The organism is Lactiplantibacillus xiangfangensis (genome assembly GCF_001438845.1).
Lineage (GTDB): Bacteria > Bacillota > Bacilli > Lactobacillales > Lactobacillaceae > Lactiplantibacillus > Lactiplantibacillus xiangfangensis.
In genome coordinates this window covers 1-18,935 of the sequence record NZ_JQCL01000051.1, presented here as the reverse complement: position 1 = coordinate 18,935, position 18,935 = coordinate 1, and the positions used below count along the sequence as shown (strand labels likewise).

Genomic DNA, 18,935 nt, shown 5'->3' with positions numbered 1-18,935 from the left:
CCACGACACTACTTATCATTACTAAATTAGTCAAGTTTGATAGCAACCTCAACATAGCTGAAAGTTGCTTATGCTAGTCGGATGCTCGGAGGTTGCCACTGATGACATCGGTCGTGAAGGTGACCTTTGACCGGTGAATTTCCGGCCTTAGACCACGGAAGGTCCGGGACAATTGTGTTTTTTGCAATTGTTCCGGGATCGGGGCAAGACCGCATGTTATCAGTGGCAACCGGAATAGTTTACAAATAGCTAATTTTCATGGCTTAGATACTGATATAGCAGTACTTAATCCTTAAATTTAACTTTCAAACTTTAGTAATTAAAAAAGAATCCGTTCAGAAATAGACCACATTTCTGAACGGATTCTTTTATATTATCTCAGACGCTAACCATTATAACGTCATTTTAAATGTCACAAATTTACATTTCGTCTGGTGCTTTAACACCTAATAACCGAAGTGATTCTTTCAAGACGATGCTGACACTCTTAACAAGGGCCAAACGCGCATTCAATTCGTCGTCTTCAACTAAGACCTTGGTGTTACCGTAATACTTATTGAAGGCCTTGGCTAAATGAATCGCGTACTTAGCAACAATCGATGGTTCGTATTCGGCACTAGCGCGAACCACCGTTGCTGGGAATTCACTCAATAACTTCAAAGTATCCCAAGCAGCGGGATCACTCAAGGATTGGCCGTCAGCGGCAAGTTCTGGGCTACCGGCTTTACGTAAGATACTTTCGGCACGGGCGTGTGCGTATTGAACGTAAGGGCCAGTTTCACCTTCAAAACGAACAACTTCTTCCAAGTTGAAGTCAAAACTGTTCATCCGTTCGTTCTTCAAGTCGTGGAAGACCACGGCGCCAATCCCAACGGCGTCGGCTACGGCGTCCTTGTTATTTAAGTCGGGGTTCTTAGCTTCGATTTGTTGATGTGCTAAGCTGACCGCGTCGTCTAAGACTTTGTCCAACAAGATCACGCGACCACTCCGCGTTGACAACTTCTTACCACCAGAAGTGATCAAGCCGAATGGGATGTGGTGGATCTGGTCAGCCCAGTCAAAGCCCATTTCCGTTAAAACGGCCTTTAATTGCTTAAAGTGGTTAGTTTGTTCATTTCCTACGACGTAGAGTGATTGAACGAAGTCGTAAGTCCGCTTCCGGTAAATGGCAGCCGCTAAGTCCCGAGTAATGTAGAGCGTTGCGCCGTCAGACTTTTTGATCAAGGCTGGGTTTAAGTCATACTTGCTTAAATCAACGACTTCCGCACCCTGACTCTCATGGAGCAAGTTCTTGTCTTCCAAGATATCGACAACTTCGGCCATCTTATCGTTGTAGAAAGCTTCACCCTTGAAGGAATCAAAATCAATGTCCAACCGTTTGTAAATCTTCTTGAATGCTTTTAATGATTCAGAACGGAACCATGACCATAAATGGGTGGCTTCTTCATCCCCATTTTCCAACTTCTTGAACCATTCACGGGCTTCGTCGTCCATTTCAGGATGGTCCACGTCTTCTTTATGGAAACGTACGTAATACTTCAGTAAGTTATTGATTGGGTCAGCTTTAACTTCTTCTTCACTCCCCCACATCTTGTAGGCGGTGATCAGCTTACCGAATTGTGTTCCCCAGTCCCCTAAGTGGTTGATCTTAACGGGTTGGTAATCCAATTTGCTTAAAATGTTGGCTAACGAATTCCCAATGACAGTTGACCGTAAATGGCCCATTGAAATGGGTTTAGCAATGTTTGGTGATGACATGTCAATTGGCACTTGGCCTTTGGCACCCAAAGTACCGTCACCAAAATGACCTTCTTGCGTCAAAACTTGGTTTAAGATATCCGCTGAAAAAGCATCCTTTTTCAAGAAGAAGTTGACGTATGGTCCCATGGCAACGACCTTTTCAAACTGACTTTGGTCAACCTTTTCGACCACGTCGCCAGCAATCATCTGTGGTGCTTTGTGCATGATTTTAGCTAACGTAAACGTTGGGAAAGCCAAGTCCCCTTGTTTCGACGTCTTAGGTTGTTCAATTTTGCTTAAAATGTCATCCTTTGATAAATCTGGTAGGGCTGGTGCTAATGCATCCGCCACGAGTTGTTTGTAATCCATGTTTTCCTCCTCAGGGTATTGGGAACAAAAAAAAGTCCCCTACACATCGTTAAATATGTAAGAGACGAGACGTTCCCGCGGTACCACTCTAATTGATATTACATCCACTTTTATTATCGAATTGTCGTCTTCAAAAGCGCGCTTCGAACGGGACTGGGCTCGGCTTTCATCAACCCGAACTCGCTAAACCAGTACTTGGTCCTACTATTCTTTCTCATTAGACGTGTAAATTTAACCAAGCGTTAGTATAACAGACTTTACTAACTTTGACTAGCATAACGCTAAAACCATACCTTGGTGTGCAATGCCCACTTTTAAGCAGCCTGGTAGCCACCGGTTGAAAGCTACAAAAAAAGACATTCAACTGAATGCCTTAATGACGGTCCGTACGAGACTCGAACTCGTGATCTCCTGCGTGACAGGCAGGCGTCCTAAACCAACTAGACCAACGGACCATGGGTTACGGGAGCTGTGCGCGACTGCTCCGTATTGAAACTAAAGCGGGTGACGAGAATCGGACTCGCGACGCAAGCTTGGGAAGCTTGAATTTTACCACTAAACTACACCCGCATTCGACAACAGAAATTAGTATAGCATACATTTTTTCCGTTGTCATGGTTATTTATAAATTTTTTATGCTTCTGGTTCTGGAACTTTGACTGGCTGAGGTGCGGCCTTGATGAGTTTTGCATCACCCTTGCGAACAACTGCACGGTGATTATATTCATTCACGACTGGTTCATCGGATTTAGTGAATTCCTTGATTAAAATCAAGACTGAATTTTCATACACTTTTTCGATTTCACCTTTAAAGTCGTGTTCCAGTGAAGCAAATTTCTTACCTTGGACGTAATCGCCAATTTTTAATTCTACAGCCATGTGATAACTCCTTAATTAAAATTGATAACAAATATTATCAAAAAAGTTCCGCGCATGCAAGCCCAAATTACTCTTTTACGGTATTTTCTAACGTTGATTCAGCTTCCCCGTTGGTCACTTGTTCGTCCTTAGACCGTTGACGCAGTTCGCGAACGGCTTTGACGTACGCTGGCAGTAACACGGCACATGACCCGATCCAGGCCAAGGGTTCCGACATACAAGCCCCAGGATAAGCCAAAAGGCGAACTAAAATCAAGGCCGCAAAGACCCGCATGAACAGTTCCGCCGCCCCCGCTAAGGTTGGAATCGCACTGCGGCCCAACCCTTGAAGCGTATTCCGCATAATGAAGAGCATTGAAAGGAAAATATAAGTACTTCCGATAATGTTGAAGTATGTCTGTGACAAGTTCAAAACGGCCATGTCTTGATGACCAACGAATAAGCCAACTAACTGTTTGCCCCAAATAATTTCGATCAACCCAGCGGCGACACTAAAACTTCCCGACAGCCACATCGTCTGTTTGACCCCTTTGATGATTCGCTCATACTTGTGGGCCCCAAAGTTTTGGGCGGCAAAGGTTGCCATCGTCACACCAAACGACATTAGTGGTTGGGTCGCCACCTGGTCAATCTTTTGAGCAGCCGTGGTTGCGGCCACTGAATTAGTCCCAAGACTGTTCAGTGCAGCTTGCAAAACAATCGTTCCAATCGCAATGATTGACATTTGAAATGCCATCGGTAACCCGACGTTCAAGTGGGCCTTAACTTCTGACCATACCAACTTGAAATGACGACGGCCAATGTGCAAAATCGGCACTTTTAAAATGATGTAAACCAAACACATCACCGTTGCAATCAACTGTGCCAAGATGGTCGCCCAACCGGCACCCGCAATGCCCCAATGGAAACCTAAAATGAATAGAAGTTCCAATCCAATGTTAATTAACGAACTAATAATTAAAAACCATAACGGCGTCCGACTATCTCCCAGGGCACGAATAATGTTTGATAACAAGTTAAACGCAATCGGGGCTAGCATCCCGCCCAGCATGATCTGTAAAAAGGTCCGTGCATCATTCATGATGTCTGGTGGTGTCTGCATCAGGACTAGGATATGATCCACAAAGAACATGGACAAAATCGTTAAGATCATCCCAACAATCAGACTAACCACAATACTGATGGCAAAACTACGCCGAACGCCCTTATAATCTTTGGCACCAAAGTACTGGGCCGTTAGTATTGAAAGTCCGGCCGTGAGTCCTTGAGCGAACCCAATGATTAAGAACTGGACACTACCAGTTGACCCAACGGCAGCTAAGGCTTTAACGCCTAACGTCTGTCCCACGATCAGTGTGTCTGATAAACTGTAAAATTGCTGAAAAATGTTTCCGATTAGTAACGGAATCGTAAACCAAAAAATTAGTTTTAACGGTTTCCCTTTTGTTAAATCGTTCATTTTCGCACCCCTTTCATATATTAAGATGGTAGCCAAGCAACCGTTTTCAACATCGACGAACTGCTAAGCAAACTTTGCTAGTATATCAACTTTAGATGGGGAATACTAGTGATTTACCCGAAAATATTAAAGTACTTATTTTTATGACCATTTATCCGCATTTTGCTGAATTCGTTCCCCAATAATTGTAATAAATTAGCCTACCGCACAAAGGAAGTCCCCCACGACGTTACGACTAATAAAAGCAACTATACTAAAGCCAAATCATTTGGGAGTGTGATATTATGCGACAATTTCTACAACGATTAACGCTCGTTCTCCTGGCCACCGGCTTACTGACAGGCTGTACGGCACAAGCCGCCCCCATCAGTACCACGTATGGTCAACATATTAGTCTCCAAGGTGGTAGCAACGTCCAAGACTTGGGCGGAATCACAACAACTAACGGCCGTAAAATTAAAGCCCACCGTTTGATTCGCAGTAATCAGTTGACGCACCTCACAAAAGCGGACACTAAAATTTTGGCCAACCACTACCAGGTCAAAGTGGTCGCCGACCTGCGTGCCCGTAATGAGATTCAAGCGGCACCGGATGTGGAACTCGCAAATGCGGCTTACGACCAAGACAGCGTGGTCGCTAACGGTCAGGTAACGGGCAACACGCTTCAATACTACCGCGACCTCGTCTCCACCCCCGTTGCACGTCGCGGATACACGGCCCTGTTCCACCAACTCCTGACCAATCATAGCGGCGCTTTGCTGTACCACTGCACGTACGGGAAAGACCGAACGGGAGTTGCGACGATGCTGATTTTATCCGCGTTAGGCGTTTCTAAAAAGACCATCCTGCAAAACTACTTGTACTCAAACGTCAATCTCGCTCGGGGGTCCCGGCTCGCTTTCAAAGATCCCGCCAAGCCTAATCAACCATTTAAACACGTCACGGCCGCGAACCTTAACGCCGCCTACCAAGAAATCAATCATCAATACGGGTCACTAACTAATTTTCTCCGACGCTTAGGTCTCACCCCGGCCAAACAGCAACAGCTCCGCCAAATGTACCTAACCAACCGTTAAAATTCACCTTCCAACCTTTAATTAGAAAATATAAATTAAAAATTGAAGAATAATTTATTAATCTTCTATAATTAGTCAAGCTAGCCTAAATTGGCACCCAAGACAGCTCACAACGTGATATAAGTAAAATAATATCAATTCATCTAAATGAGCAAACGATTAAATTTTTGTTTGACCAAATGAGATTATGGTGGTATTTTCTAATCAAGCATAATTATAGAACGTCTTGATGAGGAAAGTAGTCTTGCAATCCCGTTCAGTGAGCCTGGAATAGTGGAAACCAGGTCGGCGAGCACTTGATGAAAATGGCCTCTAAACGGCACCGCCGAGCATTTGCTAGGTGATGACAGCCAGCTCCTGTTACCCAGCTACCGTATGAAATGTACGGGATAAGATCAATATCGTGAGGTATTGATAAACTAAGGTGGTACCGCGAACGGCAACTTCGTCCTTTTGAGACGAAGTTGCCGTTTTTTATTCTCACTAAATTAAAGGAGTGGTCATTATGACTGTTATTAGTAGTAATTTAGGGTACCCCCGCTTGGGCGAACATCGCGAATGGAAACACTTATTGGAACACTTTTGGAAAGGACAACTGGATACCACCGCGTTCCACGCGCAGGCCAAACAACTCCGGTTAGCTAACCTCAAAAAACAACAAGCGTTAGGCATTGACCTCATTCCAGTCGCCGATAACTCCGACTATGACCACGTGCTCGATACGATTGCGGCTTTTGGGGTCATCCCCGCCCGCTATGGTCACTTTGACCAGCAACTTGATTTACACGATTATTACGCCCTCGCCCGCGGCACAAAGGATGCGGTGGCTTCTGAAATGACGAAATGGTTCAATATCAACTACCACTACATCGTGCCCGAATTTGACGACGTCCACTTCCAATTATTAGATAACCGGTGGCTGCGCTACTACCAGGAAGCCAAAGATGAGCTCGGTATTACCGGTAAGCCCGTTATTTTAGGGCCCGTCTCATTCTTAAAACTCGGTAAACGTAATGGCCAATACTTAGACGACGCGGCAGTCACCGAACTGCTTCCCCAACTGCTGCCACTCTACGTGCAAGTCTTTCAAGAGTTGGCCGCAGCTGGCGTCCAATGGATTCAACTAGACGAACCAACCCTCGTCAAAACTACGCAGTCAGCTGAACTCAGACCTTATAAGGAAGCTTTGACACAACTACACGCAGCGGCCCCAACGTTGAACATCGAATTACAAACTTATTTTGACAGCTTAGATTTATATGATCAGATCGTCACGCTACCGGTTCAAGCCATCGGGTTAGACCTCGTCCACGACCACGGTGAAAACTTAACCGATCTTTTACAACGTGGTTTTCCAACTGACAAAGTTCTCGCAGCCGGCATCATTGACGGTCACAACGTCTGGGTGTCCGATTTATCAGCCAAACTAGCCCTCATTCAACAACTATTAGCAGTTGTCCCTAGTGACCACCTGTGGTTACAACCAGCCAACTCCTTGCTACACGTGCCAATCACGACCGCTAATGAGACGAAAGCCGATCCCGTTTTACTCGGTGGCTTAGCTTTTGCGGACCAAAAGTTAGCTGAACTCAGTACCCTGACCACCGCGGCCAATAAGGGGACTGCCAGCGTCCAAGCTGCTTTTGACCGCAACCGTGCCAACCTGGATGCCCTCAATCAATCCAGTCACCGCAATAACCAGGCCGTTCGTGAAGCGGAAGCGCACCTTACTGACCAGACGTTTGAACGCCAGGCTCCGTTTGCCACTCGGATTCAGTTACAACACGACCGGCTAAATTTACCGTTATTACCGACAACGACGATTGGGAGTTTTCCGCAAAGCAGCGAAGTCCGGTCTAAACGCGCAGCTTGGCGTAAGGGCAACCTGTCCGATGAAGACTACCAAGCCTTTTTACACGCTGAAACGAAACGCTGGATTGAAATTCAAGAACAGCTCGGCTTAGACGTGCTCGTGCACGGTGAGTTTGAACGCACTGACATGGTCGAATACTTTGGACAAAAGCTGACCGGGTTTTACGCCACCCAAAACGGCTGGGTTCAATCATACGGCTCCCGCGGGGTTCGGCCACCAATCATCTTTGGTGACGTCGCCTATACGCAGCCAATCACGGTTGCCGCTTCAGTTTACGCCCAAAGTTTAACCACTAAGCCGGTCAAAGGGATGTTAACCGCCCCACTGACCATCATCAACTGGAGCTTCGTCCGTGACGACATCCCTAAGGCCCAGGTTCAAAACCAAATTGCACTCGCTTTGCGCCAAGAAGTGGGTAATTTGGAAAAGGCGGGCATTAAGATTATCCAAGTAGACGAACCCGCACTCCGGGAAGGACTCCCCTTGAAGGCCCGCCACTGGAAGTCCTACTTAGACGAAGCCGTCTACTCTTTTAAAATCACAACGACCGGCGTCCAAAATGACACCCAGATTCATACCCATATGTGCTACTCGAACTTTGCTGACATTATTGGAACCATCAAGGCCTTAGACGCCGATGTTATTTCGATTGAGACTTCCCGGTCACACGGCGAAATCATCAGCGCTTTTGAAACGACCGGCTACGACAAAGAAATCGGTTTAGGGGTCTACGATATTCACAGTCCCCGCGTCCCAAGTGTTGATGAGATCAAAACCAATATCCAACGGGCCTTACGCGTCATCGACGTTCACCAATTTTGGATCAACCCGGACTGCGGCTTAAAGACACGACAAGAGCCCGAAACTCGCGCCGCACTGGCCAACATGGTCGCCGCTCGTGATGCCATTCAGTCGCAACTGAACACGCCTACCAAGTAAAGGGGTGATTTCTATGGATTTAAGACAAGCACTCAAACAACGCGTCCTGGTTGCGGACGGTGCCATGGGGACCCTTTTATATGGTAACTACGGTATCTCATCGGCTTTCGAAAATCTGAACTTAACCCACCCCGACACGATTTTACGCGTCCATCAAGCCTATATCAGTGCGGGGGCCGATATTATTCAGACGAACACCTACGCCGCTAACCGTTTAAAACTAGCCCGCTACGACTTACAAGACCAAGTGACGGCCATTAATCAGGCGGCGGTCCAAATCGCCCACTCTGCCCGGCAGCACGCTGATCACCCGGTCTACATTTTAGGAACGATTGGCGGGCTAGCTGGTGATACCGACCAAGAGATTCAACGGGCAACCCCCGCCGCTATCGCTTCTAGTTTAACGGAACAGCTCGACGCCCTCCTAGCAACCAATCAGTTGGACGGCATCCTACTCGAAACTTACTACGCCTTACCCGAACTGCTGGCAGCGCTCAGACTCGTCAAAGCTAAAACTGATTTACCGGTCATCACCAACGTTTCAATGCTAGCGCCGGGCGTCTTGCGGGACGGGACGACGTTTGCCGCGGCTATTCGGCAACTCGCCAAGGCGGGCGCCGATGTCGTCGGCACCAATTGCCGCCTGGGACCGTACTACCTGGCCCAATCGTTTGAACACCTTGCGATTCCCGAAAACGTTCAACTCGCGGTCTACCCCAACTCCGGGTTACCGGGGACCGACCAAGACGGCGCGGTTGTTTATGACGGCGAGCCCAGTTACTTTGAAGAATACGCGGAACGATTCAGACAGCTAGGACTGAACATTATTGGGGGCTGCTGTGGCACGACACCGTTGCATACCGCGGCAACCGTTCGCGGATTAACGAGTCGCACGATCATTCACCACCGGACGCCGACCCATCAGCCGCTAGCCACGCCATTAGCCCCAGCCAAGGGGCAGCACCCGTTTCTAGCAAAAGTTGCAACGGCTAAAACCGTTTTGGTGGAAATGGACCCACCCCGCAACTTCGACACGACTAAATTTTTTAAGGGCGCACAACGACTGAAAGCCGCCGGTGTCGATGGGATTACCCTATCCGATAATTCCTTAGCCGAAGTGCGGATTGCAAACGTTACGATTGCCGCACAGTTAAAATTGAACTACAGCATCACTCCAGTCGTTCACCTGACGACCCGCGACCATAACTTGATTGGCCTTCAGTCCGAAATCATGGGCTTACACAGTCTCGGGATCGATGACGTTCTCGCAGTGACCGGTGATCCCGCAAAGTTAGGCGATTTTCCCGGAGCCACTTCCGTCAGTGACGTTCGTTCCGTTGAGCTCATCAAACTCATCAAACAGTTCAATAGCGGCATTGGTCCGACTGGAAAATCCCTCAAGCAAGCCAGCGATTTTCGCGTGGCCGGCGCCTTTAACCCGAACGCCTATCGTACCGACGTCTCCGTTAAGTCCATTGAACGTAAACTCGCGTACGGGTGCGACTACATTATTACCCAGCCAGTGTTTGACCTCGCCAACATTTACGCCATGGCTGACGCCCTTAAAGCAAGCAATATTCACGTTCCGGTATTCGTTGGCATCATGCCGCTCGTATCCAAACGCAACGCTGAATTTCTGCACCACGAAGTTCACGGTATTCGACTACCAAAAACCGTCCGCGACCGGATGGCACAAGCAGAACTAGACGGCAATGAACGGGAAGTCGGTTTACAAATTGCCAAAGAATTAATCGATGGAGTTTGTGAAGTCTTTAACGGTGTCCACATTGTCATCCCGTTTAATCGTTTTAAAACGGCCATTGAACTCGTGAACTACGTACAACAAAAGAATCTAACGGCAACCCATTAAAACAAAACGCCTCTAAAGCTCACTTTCATGCTAAAATTAGACATGAACTGCGAACTTGGAGGCGTTTTTGATGTTTCTCATAATTCATATTATTGGCTGGTTGTGGTTAACCGTCATGGTGGCCCTCGGACTCAGCCGTAAAGCGGTCAAATCAGCTAACCGCTACTTAATTTTAAGTCGGCTTGGCTATTTACTTCTTATTGTAACGGGCGTTTATTTGGCCACTAAAACGTTCACCGGCAACTGGTGGCTGACGCTAATCAAGGCCGTCTTGGGTATCGGAACAATCGGTTTAATCGAAGTCGCCTTTGCCCGTAAACAAGAGAGTCATCTCACGGGTCACCTACTGGCGTTACTCAGCCTTGGTATTTTGGTGACGGTGGTTTGTGGTGCGCTCTTGCACTGGAATCTGACTGGTAATTGGATCTAAAAAAGCACCTAGAATTTAAGTTCTAGGTGCTTCAGATTACGAATTGCGATTACTTAAACGTTTCATTAAATTGCGGCGCATGCGCATCTTTTGATTATGCTCCATAAAGATCAAGCGCGAGGTTCCGTAGTTAAACAACCCCACGAGGACTTGGTCAATGATTTTGACCAGTAATGGTCCCCAGAACAATAATGAGATTCCCACGAACATAATCAGGGTATCAAATAGGTACGATAATCCCCGTGTCAGCATGAACCCGATGAACTCGCGGCACCAATGCCAAAGGTCAGTCGATTTAGAATGGAAGACCACCGCTTTATTGGTAAAGAAACTGAATAAAGTGGCCAAAATCCACGCAATTGTGTTTGAAAACAAGTAGTGTTCGAATAAAATAGAATGTAAAATCCAAAAGGCCAACACGTTTACGAGTGCGGCCATAAAACCAAAGATTGCGTATTTCCAAAAATACTGATATCGCCGGTAGACTTTTGTTAACCACTGCACTGTCATTCGCCGCCGTTTCTAAAGTATTATCGTTCCAGTTATTAAAACAATAGCAATATCATAACGCATTTAGTGTCGTGCTGACAAGCACGCACCAAAAATTGGTGTTCGTTCTAAACGTCAATTATACTTATACTAATCTGCAATTCTTTTTGGAGTGAATTCATATGTCAACTTTACCTTTAATCTTGGGGCTCGGTTTGGCCTGCCTACTACTGCTTACGATTTTAATCGTTGCACTGGTTCACGGGCACCGCGTCAAACAAGATGCACAAAAACAGGCCACCTTACTGAAATCCATTCGAACCCGGTTAGTTCAACAAAGTTTGGCAAACCAAGAACAAGAACGGCGGTTAACAAAACTACAAACCCAAAACAACGGTTTTCGTGAACGCCTTCGTCAATCGGTACCCCATCCGATCGAAGTGCCACATACGCGGCGAATCACCGCCAATTCACGGGCAATTTTCCGGTCCTACGTCATTGGGTTGGACTATTATCAAAAGGAATTCGAAGCTGCCTTGGCCGATGCCAGTAAACGGGGGTACTTCAAAATGTACGACGACTACAATGAATCCGGACTCAAAGCCGACTACTTATATGATAAGAAGTACAAAGTTGACGCCAACGCCAACATTGGTGAAATCCAACTCGTCGAAGAAGTCGATGGGCCCCAACGGTCCGTGCGCGTCGAATTAAAAGTCGCTGATCACGGCTACACCATTGGCTACTTACCTAAGAAACAAGTCAACGAGGCCTTTAACGTCATTGATATTTACGCTAACTCCGTCATGACGTTGTCTTCCAAGACTCATTTAACGGGTGGTGAATGGAAAATGGCCATTGACGCGGTTGACGAAATGCAGTACTTAAATGATCCCAATGCTAAGCACCGGGATTTGCAAGATTACGGGTCCATCGATACCCCACTGAGAATCAAGACTGGGAAGAAATCCTACTTCTTGCAATTCACCTTATACGAAATGGAAATCAACAACGATCAGATTCCACTGTATAGCCTCGTGGATACCATTGATGGCCAACGGGGATCCGTCGTTCAAGTGGACGCCGCACCAATCACGTATACGGTGTCCGTTGAAGCGGGATCTAAGCTGGGCAGTAAGGTCAGCGTCATTCCTGAGCAAATTGACCGGGTCATCTGGGTACCCAACTGGAAACAATAAGGACGATTACCGATGAAAAAATTACTATTAGTCACGCTTTTATTAATTAGTATCGGGGTCATGGCATATGTCGACGTTCAAATCATTAGCCAAACGCCCTACCCGAGTTTATCGCAACAATAACCATCGTAAGGAGGCCTGCGACGTGTCAAAAATGCTTACCATCAGCGCTTGCAGTTTGCTCTTATTATTAGCGGGATGCACGTCACAGGCGCAACCGAGTCTATCGACGACCCAAGAAAATACCATTGCCGCTAATAACCGCAAAACGGCGGCTGACCAACAAGCTAAGGCAGAAGATGCTAGTGCGGCTAAACGTTCTGGCACCCAGTATCAAGCAACCAACGACCACATTACTGGCGCTGACAAAGCGGCCGCTGCGGTCAATCAAGTCTTGGACGCCCCTAAAGCACAACTTTTCGTTGCGGTACCAAACGTTAACGTTGATGGTAGTGGGCATCACTATTACCAGGTGAACGCCTTTGCCAAAACAACTAATGGCCAACGGGGGCAAGCTTTAGCCCACTACTTCGTTTACTTAGATGGAAAAATTACCACTAAACAGATCGATTAATTCTGACAAAAAACATCGCGTCCATTTCGTTTATTACTTAACGAAATGGACGCGATGTTTTTGACTCTCAAGTCAGATTCAGGACCACTTTTCGGCTTGAATCGAGCGCCACGGCAAATGAAATCACGGATGACTGGAAGCGGAAATTTTATTGTTACTAACGTTGTTATATCGGTTAATTAGTAATCATTTTTGCCTTTCATCTTTTAGCTAAATCAATTGAAGCAACCATTACTAACCGTTAGATATTCATCAAAAAAGGTTTCTTTTTTTCTACTTTTTAGTTATAATTAACAATGTTGTTAAATATTTATGCCCCAGTGGCGGAACTGGCAGACGCGCAGCGTTCAGGTCGCTGTATTGGCAACAATGTACAGGTTCGAATCCTGCCTGGGGCATTTTTTAACAGATAGTCGGTTTAGGCCGGCACAAACCTTCGACTTGTCGGGGGTTTTTATTTTGCCAAAAAAGATTCTAATAGTTCTGAATTATTACCTTGGTGTACTTTTACCGCCTCATAATTATAAAAAACATATTCATTTTGTCCTGCTTGGAATTCCCAATAGTTTCCTGACGAAACATTAAGGGCTGCAGTGCAATGAATAACTTTATTCTGTTAGCAAATATTGCACCAACACTATTTCACGTACTTTAGTCCCCCATACCCACTCTTTTTGTTATATTTATGCAAAAAAGTTTCAGAATTTCATGAAACAGGCTTTGCAAGCTTCCAAAGAGGTGTATACTAGTTAATGTTGATAAGAAATCAACGTGATGGCGGTATTGGCGAAGTGGTTAACGCACCGGATTGTGGCTCCGGCACGCGTGGGTTCGATTCCCACATACCGCCCTTAGAAGTAAAACAAGTTGCTTTTAAGTGATGTATTTAATAAGTTTATTCCATTACAAAAGAGCATGAAAAACAAATGCCAAAGTTAAAGTATATAATTTTGGATTTAACAATTATCTTTTTCATTATCAGTCTAGTTTTTATTTGGCAAGTAATAGTGTTAGGACCGCTCCGGCACTATGCTATCTTACCGATAATCATTACTGGTATTTTGTTTTTTTATTGGTTGCATTTAGCGTTTAATGATCATAAAGCGTAGGAACACAAACTCTTGACTCCATATAAAAAGCTACTCACAAGTTGGGTTCTTTTTTTATTTTCAAACACAAAAGGTGACCGGCCCTAGCCAGTCACCTTTTTTTCATTCTTCAAACCATTCTTTTAAGGCCATCCCCGTCCGTGACGTAGGAACGTCAACCGATGCACGTGGCGTTCCACTGTACATGATCTGACCACCATAACGGCCAGCATCTGGGCCCACGTCAATCAACCAGTCCGCCTGACTAATCACCGCTAAATTATGCTCAATAATAATTAACGAATTGCCCGCCGCAACTAGTTCATCGAATAACTTCAATAACCGGGCCGTATCTTGCAAATGTAGCCCTGCAGTCGGCTCATCCAACAAATAAACGGTCCCCTTTTTCCCTAATTCAACCGCCAGCTTCAACCGTTGAAGTTCACCGCCAGACAACGTTGTCAACGGCTGAGCCAAGGTCAAATAACCTAAACCGACCCGGTCCAAATCATTTAACTGGGTCGCAACTTTAGGCATCTCCTTAAAGAAGTCCTTTGCGGCCGTTACGGACAGCTGTAAAACGTCCGCAATGGTTTTTCCATGATATGAATAAGACAACGCCGTTTCGTTATATCGCTGACCGTGACACAACTCACAAGTCTGCACGACGGGATCCATAAACGCCATGTTCGTAATCGTGACGCCCTTCCCCTTGCACCGAGGACAAGCGCCCTTACCGTTATAGCTAAACCAACTCGTCGCCACACCGTTCGCTTTACCAAACAACTGGCGCACATTATCTAAGATTCCTAAATAAGTGGCCGGGGTTGAGCGGATATTTAAGCCCACCGGTGTCTGTGCCAGGTCAATATAATCCGTATGCAATTCCTGTTTTAACGCCGTTACTAACGAACTTTTCCCCGAACCGGCCACCCCAGAAATCACCGTCATGATTCCTAATGGGACGTCAACACTCACGTCGTGCAAATTGTTTTCTTGTACGTGGGCTAAATAAATTTGACCAGTTGCGACACGTTCTGTTCGCCAAGTATGTGAACGCCGTAACCAGCGTCCAGTCAAAGTATCTGATTTCAGTAACTCGGGATAGGTCCCCGTGAAAGTTACCTGACCACCAGCTGCGCCCGCCTGAGGCCCCATTTCAACAATGTAATCCGCAAACGCAAACATCGCCGGGTTATGCTCCACGATCAGAATCGTATTGCCTTTATCCTTTAGCTTAGTCAGCGCCCGTTTGATTAACTGAATGTCATGCGGATGGAGCCCCACACTCGGTTCATCTAAGATATAGACCATGTCCACTAAGGCACTCGTCAAATATTTCGCAATCTTAATGCGTTGCGCTTCCCCACCGGACAACGAACTGGTCCCCCGATCAAGCGTCAAATAACCTAATCCAATATCCACCAGTGATTGAATCTTAGTGGTTAGCTCCCGCACAACGTCGACCGCTAATGGCACGTCAATGGCGGCTAAAAAGGCCAAACAGTGCTTAAGATCCATCGCACTCACTTCAGCGATGTTCTTCCCATTAATTTGGTTCGTCAGTACTTCCGGCTTTAAACGGGTGCCGTGACAAGCCGGACATGGTTTACGCGTTACGATTGCCGCGATGGCATCGCGATGATGCTGCGCTTCCTTCTTGCCAATGATCGACCGGCGAATCCGCGGGACAACGCCTTCGTACAAAGCGGTACGCGGAAATCCTTCGCCCGGATGATCCAGCTTTTGTTGGGGCGCGTGCATCAGTAACTCGTACTCCGCTGCGGTGTAGTCCTTAATGGGCTTATCATCGTCGAATAAACCACTCGTTGCGTACCGCCGCCAACGCCACGTGTCTGGCGAAAAGCTCACAAACGTGATGGCGCCTTGATTCAGTGACTTCTCTGGATCAATTAACTGGCGCTCATCGATATCGTCAACGTAGCCGAGACCTTGACAGGTGGGACACATTCCTTGGGGCAAGTTGAATGAAAACGTGTCAGAGTAACCGATAAACGGCCGGCCAATGCGTGAAAATAACAACCGCAGCAAGGAGTAAATTCCCGTATAAGTCGCAAGGGTCGACCGTGCATTTTTCCCTAAGCGCTGCTGAGCAATCACAATGGCAACGGGCAAATGTTCAATTGCTTTAACGTGGGGTTGCCCGTACTTGGGTAAATATTGTTGCGTAAAGCTTGGAAACGTTTCGTTCAGTTCTCGCCGGGATGCCGCGGCAATCGTATCAAATACTAACGACGATTTACCGGAACCAGATAAGCCGACGAATACCGTTGTCGCGTACTTTGGCACCCGCAAACTAACGGACTTCAGATTATTTTGTTGTGCATCCTGAACATCGATAAACCCATGTGTAAATTTTGTTGCCATAGCAACCCCTTCCCGTGCGAACGAGCGCACCACGAAAAAAAGGACTGAAACCGAAGTTCAACCCTTTGTCATTTTAAGCTAAAACTGAACTAAACAGACTCATCCACCAGTTTAACTACCGTACCGTAGCCGGTCACGACTAAAAACCGCGGTGCAACACTCATTTGCGCAATATTCGTATTGAAGTTAACGTAAATTAAACCGTCGCCACCACTGTCCTCCGCTTTTTTTAATAGTGCTGGTTTAACTTGTTCGATTAAATCATCTAAACGTTCAAACTGATCAATTTCGTCCGATTCAAACATTAAGTGTTTCGTTACCGAAACGACCCCTTTAATCATGTGGGCTCGCTGTAAATCTCCGGTTGTCATAAACATCGTTACCAACCCCCTGTTTACTCTAATTTTACTTGATATCCCCCTAGGTCGCAAACGTTGGCAAATTAATTGACCATTTTCAATAGAAAGACTAAATTAGGGCTTAGGGAGTGATATTTTGAAAACAGCAACACAACTTTTACAACAATATACGTTCGAGCCGGTGACCCTCACCACTAAGTTTGAACAACACGCCTTAGCGGTCCAACATCAGGACCGTGAAATTCCATTTGGTCACTTTAAGATTCGATTGAAAAATATCGATAATCAACAAGACTACGAGCTTGAATTGAAGCAACGTTTACAAGTGACCGCCAGCTCCGGGTTCCAGTTACGTTCCCGGCTTCACGGTGTTCGGGTCCATCACGTGGCAAATGCGCCCCGTACTAGTTACCAGGTCCGTACAACTTTGACCATCAAAACGGCTCCGAAAATGGCTGATTCAGTCAAACATGACAAGGTTACCATCGACTGCCTTATTCCAGTTGAACACCACGTGGCAAAAACGTTACCTGATCAAGTCCCGCTATATGCCTTTACGGACAATCACACCCTTGCCATCAACCAAACGGCCATGGCCAAACTCTTTTTAAAGTGTATTGCGAATAGTCCGCTTGCACTCGCAAGCTAGTTTTTGCCCACTTATAATTATTTACATTAAGTATTATAAGTAAATGTGATATTTAATTGCATTTGGCTAATTAATTGCGTACAATGTACTAGAAAGAGTTCAAGGAGGTCAGTTTAATGGCAACGCCAACAAAAAATATTTTATTGGACGAACAATTATGTTTCGCCCTATACACCGCTAGTAAGCGGTTTAACCACTTTTACGCCGAGGCTTTAGCGCCATTTAAGCTTACCTATCCCCAATACATTACGCTACTAGCTTTATGGGAAAATAGTCCGATGACGGTCCGGGAATTAGGTTCCCACGTCAACTTGGACAGTGGGACCCTTACCCCGCTACTCAAACGGATGCAGACACAGGGATGGGTCGAACGGAAACGTGACGAAAACGACGAACGGCAAGTGAATATTTCACTATCCCAAAAGGCCATCGATACTAAGCCCGAAATTTTTACCCACGTGAATACGTGCATGGAATTATTAGGCATGGATGAAAAGACCTATAACGAGACCCGTGACACTGTTAACTTTGCGGCGGATCGAATTAAAAAAGCCGATCCAAGTACCGTTAAATTTACTGGTGACGAATTGTAAAGGATTACACTGAAAGCTCTTGGACAAGTGTCCAGGAGCTTTTTATGATTTCAGTTGTAACATCATCAAGCCAATGGCCGCGGCGTTGATCACAAAGTGCAAAATAATGGCGACTTGAATTTTACCCGATAATCGGTAGACAGTTGCTAAAATCAGTCCCATCATGACGTACGTCAAAAAACTAGGCCACGTAGAACTATTATGCAAGCTCCCAAATACCAAGCCACTTAATAAAACTTTTAGCCACTCACGGTTAAAGAATAGATTCGTCAAGGCACCACGAAAGACGTATTCTTCCATCAAAGGGGTTAAAAAAATTGCGCTGAGACCCATCATCCAGAACGCTAGCGAACTCCCACTCATTAAATTTTTTATTGCAAGATTGTTCTGAGTCTGTGTCTGATGATAAATTAACCGGTTGATGATTTCAAAACTACTTTCAAGAATGACAATGAGCAAATAGCCGCCGAAAATTAAGCGCCAGTCGCGTATTTGCAGCTTCGATAACTGATATACTCCGGTATAGTGGCGCATCGCATTGGCCGCAGCGAAGCTGACCAGGAAAAAGACCACAAAGTAGAGTATGGTCATGGCGATACGCCAGCCAATCATGCTTTGAACTCCTTTAAGTTGGTTAATTAACCTAAGTAACATTGGTGGTGTAATGACCCCCAGGATCAAGCCTACCATGATAAGGACCCGCCAAATCCAGTTCAGACCGCGATCGACTATTTTCATCCGTTCTCACCTCTCGGCCTTATTTTACTGCAGGCCTAGGATTCAGACACGTGTTCGCAAGTCTTACTTTCAGTCGCATTGCCGTATAATTTATAAATTAATCGTTAAAAATAATCAAATAACATATAAAATAAAATCTAAGGTTAAAAAATAATACATAAATTTTTCCTGAATTGTCAAATCAAGTGCAACACTCACAACCCATTCTTATCAATTGGTCTAG

Annotated in this window: 15 protein-coding genes, 4 tRNA genes and 1 other annotated feature; of the genes, 10 read left to right on the top strand and 9 right to left on the bottom strand. The window is 45.9% G+C overall.

Translation table 11 applies throughout. The annotated features are described in order from the left end of the window. Positions 1-420: 420 nt before the first annotated feature. The 5 genes from argS to IV64_RS04045 form a co-directional block, all read right to left on the bottom strand. Positions 421-2,109 (bottom strand): arginine--tRNA ligase, encoded by a 1,689-nt coding sequence (gene argS, locus IV64_RS04065; protein ID WP_057705872.1) that lies wholly within the window; start codon positions 2,107-2,109, stop codon positions 421-423. A 380-nt stretch (positions 2,110-2,489) separates the two neighbouring features. Then, a tRNA-Asp gene (locus IV64_RS04060) sits at positions 2,490-2,564 on the bottom strand. 44 nt (positions 2,565-2,608) lie between these two features. Further along, positions 2,609-2,679: transfer RNA gene (locus tag IV64_RS04055), tRNA-Gly, on the bottom strand. 63 nt (positions 2,680-2,742) lie between these two features. After that, positions 2,743-2,988, bottom strand: coding sequence for a hypothetical protein (locus tag IV64_RS04050; protein ID WP_057705871.1), 246 nt, complete (start codon positions 2,986-2,988; stop codon positions 2,743-2,745). Positions 2,989-3,055: 67 nt separating this feature from the next. After that, on the bottom strand, positions 3,056-4,447 hold the full coding sequence (locus tag IV64_RS04045) for an MATE family efflux transporter (RefSeq protein ID WP_057705870.1): 1,392 nt from the start codon (positions 4,445-4,447) through the stop codon (positions 3,056-3,058). Between the two features lie 284 nt (positions 4,448-4,731). Here IV64_RS04045 and IV64_RS04040 point away from each other — a divergent pair, with 284 nt between their 5' ends. The 4 genes from IV64_RS04040 to IV64_RS04025 all read left to right on the top strand — a co-directional run bounded on the left by IV64_RS04040 (position 4,732) and on the right by IV64_RS04025 (position 10,635). Then, positions 4,732-5,523 carry a tyrosine-protein phosphatase gene (locus tag IV64_RS04040; RefSeq protein WP_057705869.1) on the top strand — a complete coding sequence of 264 codons (792 nt, stop codon included), beginning with the start codon at positions 4,732-4,734 and terminating at the stop codon, positions 5,521-5,523. A 217-nt stretch (positions 5,524-5,740) separates the two neighbouring features. After that, positions 5,741-5,979 (top strand) — a binding site (T-box leader). Between the two features lie 49 nt (positions 5,980-6,028). Beyond that, positions 6,029-8,335: a 5-methyltetrahydropteroyltriglutamate--homocysteine S-methyltransferase gene (gene metE / locus IV64_RS04035; RefSeq protein ID WP_057705868.1), complete on the top strand. Its 2,307-nt coding sequence runs from the start codon at positions 6,029-6,031 to the stop codon at positions 8,333-8,335. Positions 8,336-8,348: 13 nt separating this feature from the next. After that, the gene (locus IV64_RS04030) at positions 8,349-10,205 is read left to right on the top strand and encodes a bifunctional homocysteine S-methyltransferase/methylenetetrahydrofolate reductase (RefSeq protein WP_057705867.1); all 1,857 of its coding nucleotides are present in this window, start codon (positions 8,349-8,351) and stop codon (positions 10,203-10,205) included. A 70-nt stretch (positions 10,206-10,275) separates the two neighbouring features. Beyond that, positions 10,276-10,635, top strand: coding sequence for a DUF1516 family protein (locus IV64_RS04025; RefSeq protein WP_057705866.1), 360 nt, complete (start codon positions 10,276-10,278; stop codon positions 10,633-10,635). A 36-nt stretch (positions 10,636-10,671) separates the two neighbouring features. On the opposite strand, the gene IV64_RS04020 is transcribed toward IV64_RS04025, so the two are convergent. Beyond that, on the bottom strand, positions 10,672-11,145 hold the full coding sequence (locus tag IV64_RS04020) for a GtrA family protein (protein WP_057705865.1): 474 nt from the start codon (positions 11,143-11,145) through the stop codon (positions 10,672-10,674). A gap of 161 nt (positions 11,146-11,306) precedes the next feature. Between IV64_RS04020 and IV64_RS04015 the strand changes: the two genes are divergently transcribed. From IV64_RS04015 to IV64_RS04000, 4 genes are all read left to right on the top strand, one after another. Beyond that, a complete protein-coding gene (locus IV64_RS04015) occupies positions 11,307-12,323 on the top strand; it encodes a hypothetical protein (RefSeq protein WP_057705864.1) in 1,017 nt (338 codons plus the stop codon). Positions 12,324-12,477: 154 nt separating this feature from the next. After that, positions 12,478-12,897 (top strand): hypothetical protein, encoded by a 420-nt coding sequence (locus IV64_RS04010; RefSeq protein ID WP_237757312.1) that lies wholly within the window; start codon positions 12,478-12,480, stop codon positions 12,895-12,897. A gap of 314 nt (positions 12,898-13,211) precedes the next feature. After that, a tRNA-Leu gene (locus tag IV64_RS04005) sits at positions 13,212-13,295 on the top strand. A 379-nt stretch (positions 13,296-13,674) separates the two neighbouring features. Continuing rightward, positions 13,675-13,747: transfer RNA gene (locus IV64_RS04000), tRNA-His, on the top strand. Positions 13,748-14,108: 361 nt separating this feature from the next. On the opposite strand, the gene IV64_RS03995 is transcribed toward IV64_RS04000, so the two are convergent. Together IV64_RS03995 and IV64_RS03990 are read right to left on the bottom strand one after the other, a co-directional pair. Further along, a complete protein-coding gene (locus IV64_RS03995; RefSeq protein ID WP_057705862.1) occupies positions 14,109-16,373 on the bottom strand; it encodes an ATP-binding cassette domain-containing protein in 2,265 nt (754 codons plus the stop codon). An 89-nt stretch (positions 16,374-16,462) separates the two neighbouring features. Next, a complete protein-coding gene (locus IV64_RS03990) occupies positions 16,463-16,750 on the bottom strand; it encodes a hypothetical protein (RefSeq protein WP_057705861.1) in 288 nt (95 codons plus the stop codon). Between the two features lie 118 nt (positions 16,751-16,868). Here IV64_RS03990 and IV64_RS03985 point away from each other — a divergent pair, with 118 nt between their 5' ends. Beyond that, entirely contained in the window at positions 16,869-17,381 is a 513-nt protein-coding gene (locus IV64_RS03985; protein WP_057705860.1) for a hypothetical protein, read from the top strand. 116 nt (positions 17,382-17,497) lie between these two features. Beyond that, positions 17,498-17,974: a MarR family winged helix-turn-helix transcriptional regulator gene (locus IV64_RS03980; protein ID WP_057705859.1), complete on the top strand. Its 477-nt coding sequence runs from the start codon at positions 17,498-17,500 to the stop codon at positions 17,972-17,974. Between the two features lie 42 nt (positions 17,975-18,016). Here IV64_RS03980 and IV64_RS03975 read toward each other — a convergent pair whose 3' ends face one another. Further along, positions 18,017-18,712, bottom strand: coding sequence for a CPBP family intramembrane glutamic endopeptidase (locus IV64_RS03975; protein WP_057705858.1), 696 nt, complete (start codon positions 18,710-18,712; stop codon positions 18,017-18,019). Between the last annotated feature and the right edge of the window lie 223 nt (positions 18,713-18,935).